This is a genomic window from [Clostridium] cellulosi, from assembly GCF_036762875.1.
GTDB lineage: Bacteria > Bacillota > Clostridia > Oscillospirales > Ethanoligenentaceae > Ruminiclostridium_D > Ruminiclostridium_D cellulosi.
Genome location: NZ_JBAIZF010000024.1, coordinates 1 through 12,738, shown reverse-complemented (window position 1 = coordinate 12,738; position 12,738 = coordinate 1). Strand labels below are relative to the sequence as shown.

Annotated in this window: 11 protein-coding genes; 3 read left to right on the top strand and 8 right to left on the bottom strand. The window is 44.1% G+C overall.

The annotated features are described in order from the left end of the window. The 3 genes from V6C21_RS06880 to V6C21_RS06870 all read right to left on the bottom strand — a co-directional run bounded on the left by V6C21_RS06880 (position 1) and on the right by V6C21_RS06870 (position 3,009). Positions 1-1,539 (bottom strand): recombinase family protein, encoded by a 1,539-nt coding sequence (locus V6C21_RS06880; RefSeq protein WP_479268656.1) that lies wholly within the window; start codon positions 1,537-1,539, stop codon positions 1-3. Positions 1,540-1,549: 10 nt separating this feature from the next. Next, complete coding sequence (locus tag V6C21_RS06875) at positions 1,550-1,744, bottom strand: hypothetical protein (RefSeq protein WP_045085580.1); 195 nt, start codon at positions 1,742-1,744, stop codon at positions 1,550-1,552. A gap of 113 nt (positions 1,745-1,857) precedes the next feature. After that, entirely contained in the window at positions 1,858-3,009 is a 1,152-nt protein-coding gene (locus V6C21_RS06870; protein WP_479268655.1) for an O-antigen ligase family protein, read from the bottom strand. Between the two features lie 145 nt (positions 3,010-3,154). Between V6C21_RS06870 and V6C21_RS06865 the strand changes: the two genes are divergently transcribed. Then, positions 3,155-4,471: an ABC transporter substrate-binding protein gene (locus V6C21_RS06865; protein WP_479268654.1), complete on the top strand. Its 1,317-nt coding sequence runs from the start codon at positions 3,155-3,157 to the stop codon at positions 4,469-4,471. Between the two features lie 118 nt (positions 4,472-4,589). On the opposite strand, the gene upp is transcribed toward V6C21_RS06865, so the two are convergent. The 5 genes from upp to V6C21_RS06840 form a co-directional block, all read right to left on the bottom strand. Next, the gene (gene upp / locus V6C21_RS06860; RefSeq protein ID WP_034837137.1) at positions 4,590-5,222 is read right to left on the bottom strand and encodes a uracil phosphoribosyltransferase; all 633 of its coding nucleotides are present in this window, start codon (positions 5,220-5,222) and stop codon (positions 4,590-4,592) included. A 386-nt stretch (positions 5,223-5,608) separates the two neighbouring features. Then, on the bottom strand, positions 5,609-6,049 hold the full coding sequence (gene rpiB / locus V6C21_RS06855; protein WP_034837139.1) for a ribose 5-phosphate isomerase B: 441 nt from the start codon (positions 6,047-6,049) through the stop codon (positions 5,609-5,611). A 53-nt stretch (positions 6,050-6,102) separates the two neighbouring features. Further along, entirely contained in the window at positions 6,103-6,816 is a 714-nt protein-coding gene (tsaB, locus tag V6C21_RS06850) for a tRNA (adenosine(37)-N6)-threonylcarbamoyltransferase complex dimerization subunit type 1 TsaB (RefSeq protein WP_034837142.1), read from the bottom strand. Positions 6,817-7,033: 217 nt separating this feature from the next. Next, positions 7,034-7,468, bottom strand: coding sequence for a tRNA (adenosine(37)-N6)-threonylcarbamoyltransferase complex ATPase subunit type 1 TsaE (gene tsaE, locus V6C21_RS06845; protein ID WP_034837144.1), 435 nt, complete (start codon positions 7,466-7,468; stop codon positions 7,034-7,036). Between the two features lie 41 nt (positions 7,469-7,509). Further along, positions 7,510-9,177, bottom strand: coding sequence for a formate--tetrahydrofolate ligase (locus V6C21_RS06840; protein ID WP_479268653.1), 1,668 nt, complete (start codon positions 9,175-9,177; stop codon positions 7,510-7,512). Positions 9,178-9,523: 346 nt separating this feature from the next. On the opposite strand from V6C21_RS06840, the gene V6C21_RS06835 reads away from it, so the two are divergent. After that, positions 9,524-10,684 (top strand): FtsW/RodA/SpoVE family cell cycle protein, encoded by a 1,161-nt coding sequence (locus V6C21_RS06835; protein WP_479268652.1) that lies wholly within the window; start codon positions 9,524-9,526, stop codon positions 10,682-10,684. Positions 10,685-10,716: 32 nt separating this feature from the next. Beyond that, positions 10,717-12,249 (top strand): glutamine-hydrolyzing GMP synthase, encoded by a 1,533-nt coding sequence (gene guaA / locus V6C21_RS06830; protein WP_045085575.1) that lies wholly within the window; start codon positions 10,717-10,719, stop codon positions 12,247-12,249. Positions 12,250-12,738 lie beyond the last annotated feature (489 nt).

The window sequence follows — 12,738 nt, the reverse complement described above, 5'->3', positions numbered from 1 at the left end:
CTAAACCCGCCATTCGATTTGGATATCCCCGCTGCGGCTTATTGTAATCTGCTTTATCAAGCTTCTTGCTGCAAGCCTCCGGTCTTCGACGGAGGCTTTTGAAAATATCTGCGGGATATTGTAAGCTTTGCCCGAGGTCTCGCCGCTTTTTGCTCTTTTTTCGCTTTTTTGGATACGCTGTATTTCAGCTTCTATCCGGCGGCATTTTGCGTCGAGCTCAAGAATATAATCGTTTATATGCCGGTCGACCACGTTGTTCTCACCGAGTTTTCCTATGAGGTTTCGTACGCTGTCTTTGCAGGAAAAATACTCGGCTTTCAGTTTTGAAATGCGTGTGTTTTCGGCCGGCTGGGCTATTTCTATACTGTTATTGTTTTTAAAAAGTTCTTTTGCATGGATTAACAGAAATGTCTCGATTCGTGGCTCAATAACGTTCTTATTTATCCACAAATCATTTGAGCATTTACCTGCCCCCATGGTCAGCCGCGTGCGGCAATAGTAATATGCGTATTCACCGCTTTTCTTTTTTGTGCATTTAAGTCCGATACTGCGCCCGCAGCATGAGCATTTCATAAGCCCCGCGAGAAATGCCCGTGCTGAGGGCTTTGCTTTTGCCGGCGATACGCCGGCCCGGTCGATTTTGCGCTGAACCTCAATCCATTGTTTCGCGGGGATAATCGGCTTGTGCCGCCCGACGGTGATGAGTTGATTTTTTAGTGTTTCACTCTTCTTCCCGCCGCTGCTCTTGAAATAGCAGCACATCCCATTTTTTCCGTCAAATCTTTCGGGGCTGCATAAGATTTCATAGCCTTTTGCTTTCAGATAATCGTAAAGTTCCGGTGAACTGCTGCAATAAGTGATATTGCGAAGTATGCGGAGTACCGCGTTCGGCGTATATAATTTATTCTTGGAGGTTCTAATCCCTTCCTCATTGAGCCTTTTGGCTATGCTGTGAGTATTTAATCCGGACTGATAGAGCGTGAAAATCTTTTTGACTATCTGCGCGCAGCTTCCGTCGATTTCAAGTACAGACGCCCTGTGCCCCTCAATCTCGATTTGTTTGGGGATATACCCTAAGGGAGCGCTGCCGCCCATGAACAGCCCCTTTGAAGCCCGAAACCGGTAGTTGTCCGTAACCCTTTGTGTAATTGTTTCCCGCTCAAGCTGGGCGAAGACCATGACAATATAAATCATGGCGCGGCCCACCGGGGAAGAAGTGTCAAATTGCTCGGTACAGCTTATATACTGAACGCCGTATTTTTCAAATAGCTGCAGAAGTGAGGCAAAATCGGCGATTGAGCGTGAGATACGGTCAAGCTTGTACGATATTAGCGCCTTTATTTTGCCGCTGCGGATATCATTGAGCAGCTTCTTGAAATTGGGGCGGTCGATATTTTTTCCGGAAAACCCAGTATCGCTGTAGACGATATAATCCCAGCCGTTTAATTCACAGACTTTTTTGCACCGTTCAATTTGCGCCTCAATTGAGACGCTGTCAGGCTTTTCGATTGATTGGCGGGCATAAATCGCGGCGGTCATAAAACCCTCCTCAGCTATTTTCCTTTGCCCAGTTGAGTATGATTTCGCAGGCGTTATTGAAATCCAGCTTTTTTTCTTTTTCGGTGTTTATGACTAATGAAGCAAAAGCGCAGAGTGCGTCGTGCGTCAACCTGTTTTTTTCCTCTTGGCTCATGGACTCAGGCCATTTTTCCGTGAAATTAAGGCGGGTTTCGTCTAATTGCATATCGCTCACCTTTAAATATATATGTGCCTCTGTTTGTCTGACATGTAAGGGCTGTAATATAAAAAAGCCTCGGTTATCATCCGATAACCGAGGCGAAAATTCGTTATAATATTCTATTCATCAGTGTTACATTCTAAATCATCAGCATTGTGCAAAAGTTCGGGCTTTGTATATATTCCATATGTTCCGGCAAGCGCAATAATAAGAATTGTGAAACTGCTTGTCTGCACTCCTATGAACGGAATATCGTCGATGCCGTGAACAAACGCAGCGGAAAGAGCCGCAATAACCAATGCGCAGGTTTTGTTGTATTTCAGATTTTTAATCAAATCGCGCATTATGAGGAAGATAAAAATAGCCACAATAATAAAGCCGACGATACCGAAATTAACAAGCACGTCCAAAATAAAGTCATGTGCATGCGCGTTATGTGCCCTGCCGGTACTTAAGGTGTAATAAGCAAACATTCCATGGCCAAAGATTGGGTTTTCCTTAACGTAACCCCAAGCCGTTTTCCAGATGAGAACCCGAAGAGATTTGTCGTTACTTAATGACTGTAATCTTGGGAAAAGAACCTCAGGGAAAAGTAAAGCCAAAGCACTCAGGAAGCCAAAAGCAATAGCAGCGAAAATCAGATGGCGGTATTTTTTAAGACAGATAATCAGCACAACTATACCGGCCGCTGTAGCAAGCCAAGCTGACCTACAGCCCGACATCCACATGCCCAGGGCATTTGCCGCTGCCGCAATGAAGAATATCGGCTTTGGTCCCCAGCAGTAGAAGGCATAGATAATCAGCACAAGCATAAGTTCGCAAAGATAACCGTAAAAGTTAGCGTTGAGGAACAGAGAAACTGAGCGGAAATTAGGGTTTGGATATTTTTGTACTGCCGCCGCGATTGCCGCAATTATGCTGCTGATGATTGCAGTATAGATGATAAAGTCTCGGATTTGCTCTGTCATCATAAACTTCTCGTAAATACTGAATATGTACAGCATAAAAAACATAATGAGTATCATCAATCCGAGATAATTTTTATAGTAGAATCCCACAGCCAGCCCGGGAACCAATAATATCGTCGGCAAGATTGCGTATGGCGCTGATAATATCCTTTTTAATGAATATTTGCGGATAGCATAAATAAATGCTAAAAACTGTACCACAACGCAAAGATAGGAGGCAAAGAAAACGGAAAGCGTGCAGGCTATAAGCACTAATCCATCTCTGCCAATTTCACGGTAAATCTTTTTTAAATGAGCAATCAAAATTTGGCCCCCTAAAAATACTCAACACGATAATTATAGCAAAAAAGCATATTTGTAGCAATCATTGTAGAAGAACGCGGGCGTTTATTGACGTAAACTGCTCGTAATAATATAATTATAGTACATTAAAATACAGGAGGAAACTGTGTTAAAAAAATTTTTGTCAATAAGTCTCTTGACGGTATTTTTGATTACAATGGCAGCTGGCTGTAAAAAACCAGAGAAAGTCCAGCAAAAGAAGCAGGAACAGCCAGTGCTTACTATTGCATATGACAACAGCAAATACGGCGACGCTTGGATTAAAGCTATTTCGGACGCATACAGCAAAGAGAATAAAATAAAAGTAAAGCTCGTTGCTGATTCAAAACTGAACCAGAAAGCAGGGGCATTGCTTAAAACAGGCAAGAATGTCCCCGACATAATGTTCCTTTCGTTCACAAATTGGCAGGACTGGGCGTCAAAGGGTTACCTTTATGATTTGTCCGGGCTTTATGGCGCAAAGATAGGTTACAATGAGACACTCAAGCAAAAAATCAAAGCTGATTACTTAAATTTTTGCAGTTATAACGGGAAATATTATATCATTCCATGGGACGACGGGGTAACGGGTTTTATTTATAATAAAACGATGTTTAGGGAGAATAATTGGAGTATCCCGAAAACCATGGAGGATTTTTATGTCCTTCTCGGTCAAATTAAAGCCAAGGGCATTATACCGATTGCCTGGAGCGGCAGTGAAATCAGCGACTGGAATTACGCCATCAGGACGTGGTGGGCGCAATGCGAGGGCCATGACGGCATGGTTAGTTACCTTGCTTTGTCCTCTCCGGAGGCTTATAAGCAGCAGGGTAGGATAACCGCGTTAGAAAATTTCAGGGATATCGCATGCGATATCACGAACAATATTCCCGATGTGCTGAATATTGACGCCAACAAAGCCGAAAAACAGTTCTTCTCGTCAAAGGCAGCTATGCTGCTCGGTGGCTCGTGGATAGAAACAAAGGCGGCAGGCAATATCCCCAACGGATTTGAATTAGGAATAATGCAGTTCCCGGCTGTAGCTAACGCGAAAGAACCGGAAATCAATGTATCGGATGCGGGCGGTTTCGCGGTAATACCATCAAAAGCTACCCATAAAGACGCCGCAAAAGAGTTTTTGCGTTATTCATCAACCGACAGCATGCTAAAACTGTATTCACAAATTACGTCTTCACCCAGACCGTTTAATTATGAGATGTCAGTCTATGACGGCCTGAGCGATTTCGGTCAGGATGTCTTTAATATCTGGAAGAAGAACAATAATCTATATATGCTCTCAAAGAATCCTCTGTATTACGGCAAGTTCGGCGATTGGCCTACTGTTGCCTCGCCGCTTTTGCAGATTTATTCCGGACAAATATCGCCCCAAAAAGTAGTTGATGATAATTATGAATACGTCAAAACGAACTGGAACAGCAATTAGCGTAATTGTGGAATCAAGCGGAAATACGCGTTTTAATTAATAATCTAAAGTTATAAAATAAAGCATAAAAATGAAGCCGTTCTCAAGATGAAGGACGGCTTCATTTCATTTTAGTATGTTATTTTGTACCGAAAAGCCTGTCTCCGGCATCCCCAAGGCCGGGGAGAATGTATCCGTTATCGTTGAGGCGCTCATCTTTTGCAGCGCAGTAAATTTGGACGTCAGGATGTGCTTCTGTCAGTGCCTTTAAGCCTTCAGGAGCGGCAATGATACACATAAACTTAATGTTTTTGACGCCTTTGGATTTAATAAGATTTATAGCTTCGACAGCGGACCCGCCGGTGGCCAGCATTGGGTCAAGAACGATTACTTCACGCTCTTCAATATCGCCCGGAAGCTTGCAGTAATAATCAACAGGTTTCAGGCTTTGCGGGTCGCGGTAGAGGCCGATGTGACCTACTTTAGCTGCTGGTACGAGCCTTAAGACACCGTCAACCATGCCTATACCTGCGCGTAAAATCGGAACGAAAGCGAGTTTCTTTCCGGAGATAACTTGAGTTTTCGCAACTCCGACAGGAGTTTCAATTTCTACCTCCTGAAGAGGCAAATCGCGTGTCGCTTCATAGCACATCAGCATTGCGATTTCGCCGACCATTTCACGGAATTCCTTTGATCCCGTGTTTTTGTCACGTATAAGTGACAATTTGTGTTTAATAAGAGGATGATCCATAATAAATACTGTTTCCGGCATATTAATCAATTCCCATATAATAAGATTTGCAGACGGTTTTGAGTGTGTCTGCTTAGTTCACTTGTTTGCATACCACAAACATTGAGATGTCCGCGGTACGCTGCTGTGTCGGGCAGAGAGATACTCTCTTATCCCTGTTTAGCCGCGGCGATGCGGCGTAACTGAAAGTATGTTCCCCTGAATCGGAATCGCGTCATTGACCTCGTAATTCAAGGTCAGCATATTGCGACATAAGGGCGCACCCAGTTTACAGCAAGATTTTTGATACTGTAAATAATGGATTTGGTAAATACTGCCTTGTTTTTATGCAGCGAATACGTTTGTGGAACATTGCTTTGTCGTTAGGCTTTTACAGTTTTTATCCCAAAGTGGTGTTATATTGATTGTTATTTGGATTCAAGGGAAGCAATTTTTGAGATTCTGCGCACATGCTTTTCTTCGTTGCTGAATGGAGTGTTGATGAAAACATCGACAAGCTCACAGGCGAGGCCGGCGCCTACAACCCTGCCGCCCAAGCAGAGTATGTTCGCATCGTTGTGGGCGCGGGTATACTTCGCGCTGAAATAATCTGAGCAGCATGCAGCGCGTATACCTTTTATTTTATTGGCGGCTATGGACATTCCGATGCCAGTGCCGCAGCAAAGTATACCCAATTTACATTCACCGCTCAAAACGGCTTCACAGGTTTTTGAGGCATAATCTGGATAGTCACAGGAGTTTTCGTCATAAGTGCCATAGTCTTTGTATTCGATATGTTTCTCGTCGAGATATTTTTTGATTTCTTGTTTTAGCTGAAAACCAGCGTGATCGCTGCCGAGAGCTATCATTAAATAAGACCTCCAAGAAGAAATAGATTTAAGAAGTATTATAGAATGGGAAGCTAAACGTCAAAACCTTTGCGCCGTTTAAGCTCACGTTCCGCCTGAGGGAGCCTTAAATAGAACGGAATCAGTTCTTCAGCGCTTATAGTTTTACCGGCATTATAGAGCTTGGCTCCAACAGCCGCTACGCTTGAAGCATGCGCGAACCTGAGATTAAAGGGTGCGATTTCAGCATTAGTTCTTCCATTTAAATTATTATAGCATATTTTTGCGCCGTCTCCAACAAGTATCAGCCTTTTTCCGGACAAAACAATATCCGAAATTTCTTTTTCGAGCTCTGTAAAAGCGATTGCGCGGTCCGGAGTCAGCCTGTTCAGTTTGTCTCCGACATTTTCAAAAATTGCGTTGTAGAATTGATTGCGTCTTGCGTCCATAACGGAGCATATAACGGCGTTAGTGCCGATAAGATTTGTAGCCAGCGCCTCAAGCGAGGAAACGGAGGCGCAGGGGATATTGAATGGCAAAGCCAACCCTTTTGCCGCGGCAACCCCAATTCTTACACCGGTAAACGAGCCGGGGCCGGCAGACACTGCAATAAGCCCAATATCTTTAATTTCAACCCCGCAGCTCTTTAAAAGGCTTACCGCCATGGGCATTATGGTTTGGCTGTGAGTCTGCTTTATATTAACATAATATTCGCCGCAGAGGAATCCGTCTTCACAAAGCGCAACCGACGCGGCTGCCGCCGTTGTGTCCACCGCGAGTATTTTCATTGCTAAACAGTCCCCATATAATAAGATTTGCAGACGATTTTGAGCGCGTCTGCATATGTTCACTTGTCCGTTTTATCGCAGGATAATGCCGCTAAAAATTTTGAGCAGCAGTGATAGCTCTCTTCCCAGCAAAAGCCGCGCGAAGCTGCTTATATAGTCTGTGCACTCAAATATTATTAATTTGCAGAAAAAAAGCTGCCGTTTCAGCAGTTAGTGTTTATTCATTTTCAGTTGTTATTGTGATAACGCGCGTATTGTCGTCGTTTCCCTGCGCGTCCCTGGTTATTTCAATATAAATAGTGTTGTCCGGCAAAGCTTCCTCTATATTTTCGCTCCATTCAATAGCGCAAATGCCTCCGGATTCGAGATAGTCATAAAATCCGGTAGATTCGAGGTCATCCCACGATGTTATACGGTACATATCAAAATGATAGAGTGGAATTTTGCCGCGGTATTCGTGGACAATAGCAAATGTTGGGCTGGAAACAGGATCTGTGATGCCAAGGCCGCGGGCAATGCCCCTGATAAAGGCGGTTTTGCCCATGCCGAGCCCCCCGAAGAAAGCAATCACATCATTGGGTTTAAGGGACTTGGCGAATTCCTGCCCTGCCTTTTCGGTTTCTTCCACACTGTGCGTAATTATCCGCTGCAAAACTCCGCCTCCTTTGTATATGTAATCAAGTTTATTATAGGTTAGAAAAGCCCAGAAATTACACCGTTCTCATCGATATCAATGTTTTCAGCCGCAGGCTTTTTCGGCAGCCCCGGCATGGTCATAATATCTCCGGTATAAACTACAGCAAAACCGGCACCAGCCGAAAGGCTGACATCACGGACGGTAAGCCTGAAACCGGTCGGCCTGCCCAGCAGCTTTGGATTATCCGAAAGCGAGTACTGTGTTTTTGCAATGCAGACAGGGAGTTTACCTCCGCCCAGCGCCTCAATTTCAGCGATTGACTTTTTGGCCTTATCTGAATAATCGACACCGTCAGCGCCGTAGATTTCCTTTGCAATGACATCCACTTTTTCTTTAATAGAAAGGTCAAGAGGGTATAATGGCTTGAAATCAGATGGCTTTTCTGCTGCTTCAAGAACCTTTTGTGCCAATTCAAGTCCGCCTTCCGAGCCTTTTGCAAAAACCTCGGAAACGGCAAATTCGGCCTTTTCTTCTGAGCAGATTCGCTTGACCGTATCAATTTCGCGCTGCGTATCCGAGCCAAACCGGTTAATTGCAACGACTACCGGAAGCCCATATTTGCGCATGTTCGCTATATGTGCGCGGAGATTTGCACTGCCTTTTTCAAGGGCAGCTATATTTTCTTCGGAGAGATTTTCTTTTGAAACGCCTCCGTTATATTTCAGCGCGCGTATAGTTGCGACAATAACGACGGCAGATGGCTTAAGCCCTGCTACGCGGCATTTTATATCAAAGAACTTTTCGGCGCCGAGGTCGGAACCGAAACCTGCCTCCGTAACACAGTAGTCGCCCAATTTTAATGAAAGCTTGGTCGCCCTGATACTGTTGCAGCCGTGGGCTATATTGGCAAACGGGCCTCCATGCATAAGGGCCGGAGTGCCTTCAAGCGTCTGGACGAGGTTTGGGTTGATAGCGTCTTTTAAAAGCACTGCCATGGCGCCGTCGGCCTTGAGGTCGCGGCAATATACTGGACTTCCGTCGTAACGGTAGGCGATTAGCATGCTGCCAAGGCGCTTTTTCAAATCCTTAATATCAGAGGCAAGGCAGAGGATAGCCATAACCTCGCTTGCCACCGTAATATTAAAACCGTCTTCTCTGGGGAACCCGTTAACCTTTCCGCCGAGGCCGACGACAATGTTTCTCAGCGCTCTGTCGTTCATATCCATAGCACGTTTTACGAGCACTCTTCTTGGATCTATCCCGAGGGCGTTGCCCTGATGGATATGGTTATCGATCATAGCACATAAAAGGTTGTTCGCGGCAGTCAGGGCGTGCATATCGCCGGTAAAATGCAAATTTATATCTTCCATCGGCATTACCTGCGCATACCCGCCGCCGGCCGCTCCGCCTTTAATGCCGAAAACAGGGCCGAGTGACGGCTCACGCAGGGCAATTACAACATTCTTGCCCAACTTTTTAAGAGCGTCGCCGAGCCCGATTGTAGTGGTAGTTTTACCTTCGCCCGCGGGGGTCGGATTAACGGCAGTGACAAGGATCAGCTTTCCTGACGGCTTGTCCGCAAGCCTGTCGAATAGGGATTGGGAAAGCTTGGCCTTATATTTGCCGTAGTATTCAATTTCATCTTCGGTAATACCGAGCGCAAACGCTATTTCCTTGATAGGTTTAATTTTTGCCGCATGGGCGATTTCAATGTCGCTTAACAAAAAAATACCTCCAAAGAAGTCATATAAAGCAGGGTCAACCGATTAAAATCCGACTATGTTTTGCACAAAAACGCTAATAAAAATCCAAACATGTTTATTATACTCATAATTACCTGCCGCGTCAAAAGGTTTTTAGGCTCTTACAGCTTGAAATAAAATCCCCATCATAATATAATGGTTATACGAGTGATTTGCCGCAGGTATTGTTTTGTTTTATCAGCTGTTTTGACAAGGACAGCCGCTATTTTAATTTTGCGGCTTAGATTCGATTGCTTATGCGAATAATTTATGACGGTAATTGACTTAAGGCAGCTGTGCCTAAAAGTTAACGGAGGATTATTATTTAATGAATAAAGTTTTTGGTGCGATCGCGAGATATTTCAAGCAGACCGACCGTACACTTTTCTTATTTTCTATTGTCGCGGCCCTTTATGGCCTTGTGCTTGTCTACAGCGCGACGCTTTATTATAATAAAGGAGGTTTGCTGAACCGCACGACGATAGTACAGGTAGTCGCAATCATAATTGGATTAGCACTGATGATAGTTATCTCAAAGATTGACTATCACACGCTGGGCAATTATTGGAAAATTATTGCCGTGTTGAGTATACTTTTACTTCTGTATACGTTTTTCCGCGGTAAGGGGCGAGCCGGATCGGAAGACAGGTCGTGGATCAATGTCTTTGGAATTACCATTCAGCCTGCTGAAATCGTAAAAGTCCTTTTTATTTTAACATTTTCAAAGCATTATGATTTGGTAAAAGATGATATAGCCTCACCTAAGAATGTTTTGCTGCTTGGAATTCATGCAGCAGTGCCAATCGTTCTAATACTTTTGACAAAAGACATGGGAATGATGCTTGTCTATGTATGCATCTTTCTATTCATGATTTTTTCTACTCCAATTAAATTGCGTTATTTTGCAGGCGGTGCTATTGCGCTGCTTATAGCCACCCCGTTTATATGGAATAAGGTTTTTGGAAATACCCAGAGGAATAGAATACTTGCGCTGTTCGACCCAACAAATCCCAAATATGCAAAACAGATATTCCAGCAGAATCAAGGCATTTCAGCACTTGCCTCCGGGGAAATCTGGGGGTATGGCTTATTCAAAGGCCCCAAAACCCAATCCCTGTATTCTTCCACACTTCCAGAAAGACAAAACGATATGATTTTTACTGTTGCGGGAGAGGAACTTGGATTTATAGGTTGCGTTGCTATTATTTTAGTGCTGTCGATAATACTTATCAGGATTATAGTAGACGCCGCGTTATCCAAGGATGAAATGGGCACTATGATTTGTGTTGGCGCATTTGCAGCGTTTGCAATTCAGATAATGATTAATATAGGAATGTGCCTGCGCGTACTTCCTGTTGTTGGACTTGCATTGCCGTTTTTCAGCTCAGGCGGTACAACAACAGTTTCATCGTTTATGACGGTAGGCATTGTATTGTCTGTTTTCATTCATCGTAAGAACTTGCTTTTCGCCGATTCAAACGATGAATAGCAATAAAAATATGGTTACAGGGAGAAAAAGTAATGGATCATCAATTTGTACTCATTCTCGATTTTGGTGGGCAATATAATCAGCTAATCGCTCGCAGAGTCCGCGAATGTGGAGTCTACTGTGAAGTTCACCCATATGATACGCCCATGGAAAAAATAAAGAAAATGAACCCGGTAGGGATTATATTTACCGGAGGGCCAAACAGCGTTTATGACGAGGGCTCGCCGGCTTGCTCAGAAGAGATATTCAAACTCGGCGTTCCGATACTCGGTATCTGCTATGGCAATCAGCTTATGGCGAAGATGCTGGGCGGTAATGTAGTTGCCGCGGAAAAGCGCGAGTATGGGCGTACTGAAACGGAATTTGACAATTCTTGCGTGCTGTTCGAGGGCCTTGACAAAGTTTCAATCACATGGATGAGCCATTCCGATTATATTAAAGATTTGCCGGAAGGCTTTACAGTGTCAGCGTGGTCAAAAGGTTGCCCGGTTGCTGCAATTCAGAATCCGGATAAAAAGTTTTACGGCGTTCAGTTTCACCCCGAAGTTAATCACACACAAAACGGCAAAAAGATGCTGCATAACTTTTTATATAAAGTTTGCGGCTGCACCGGTGACTGGTCGATGGGCAACTATGCTAAGACGACCATTGAAGACCTCAGAAAGCGTATCGGCAATGGGAAGGTATTGCTTGCTCTCTCCGGCGGCGTTGATTCATCAGTTACGGCGGCACTGCTTTCAAAGGCAGTAGGCAAAAACCTCACCTGTATCTTTGTCGACCACGGCCTTATGCGCAAAAACGAAGGCGATGAAATAGAAGCGGTATTCGGAAACCGCGGCATTAATTTTATAAGGGTAAATGCGGAAAAGCGCTTCCTCGATAAGTTAAGCGGCGTAACGGAGCCGGAGCGTAAACGCAAAATCATCGGCGAAGAGTTTATCAGGGTCTTTGAGGAAGAGGCTTCAAAAATCGGCGAAGTCGATTTCCTTGCACAAGGAACTATTTATCCTGATGTCATTGAATCAGGAACAGGCAAGGCGGCTGTAATAAAAAGCCACCACAATGTCGGGGGACTGCCGGACAATGTCCGCTTTAAAGAGATAATCGAACCGTTAAGGCTTTTGTTTAAGGATGAGGTCCGCGCGCTTGGAACAGAGCTGGGGCTGCCCGATAATCTTGTATGGCGTCAGCCTTTCCCGGGACCCGGCCTTGCAATCCGCATAATAGGCGATGTTACCAAGGAAAAACTTGAAATTCTGCGTGATGCGGACGCTATCTTCAGAGAAGAGATTGCAAATGCTGGCTTGATGCGCGACATTAATCAGTATTTCGCGGTTCTCACCGATATGCGTTCGGTCGGCGTTATGGGTGACGGCAGAACCTACGATTATACATTGGCGCTTCGCGGCGTTGTGACTACAGACTTTATGACGGCTGACTGGGCGAGAATTCCATATGATTTGCTCGCAAAAGTTTCAGATAGGATTGTCAACGAGGTCCGCCACATCAACCGCGTCGTCTACGACATAACCTCCAAGCCCCCGGCAACAATTGAGTGGGAATAATGCTAATATAGCATAAACACAGGTTTGTGGTACTTGTAAAAATTACACCTCATTTTGGTGGCTTTGATGTTTGAGTATGAAATAGCAACTTCATAGCCCATCAAAATGGGGTGTTTTTTTGCCTTAAAGCAAGAATAAAAAACAGATTTTATTAAAAAATCCTGCCATATTATTTTCAAATCCTATATTTGAAGTGATATATCCTCTTTTCATTCCAAATTTAATACATAGCAAAAAGTTGTGGATATAAGTATTAACCATTACTGTCCTACTCTGTTCTCTTCCAATATATGCAATCTATAATTATGAACATTGGTTTCAGCCAAAAAGTAATAAGGGAAATTGTAGTTTAATATGAAAAATTGTAGGTTTGTCAAAGATATGTTACACCGAGGGACAAAAAATCATGCAGTACCTTTTTAGGTGACTGCCATTTAAGCGGACGCATAGGAAAAGCATTATATTTACGGTTATGAACAGCCAGTTGAG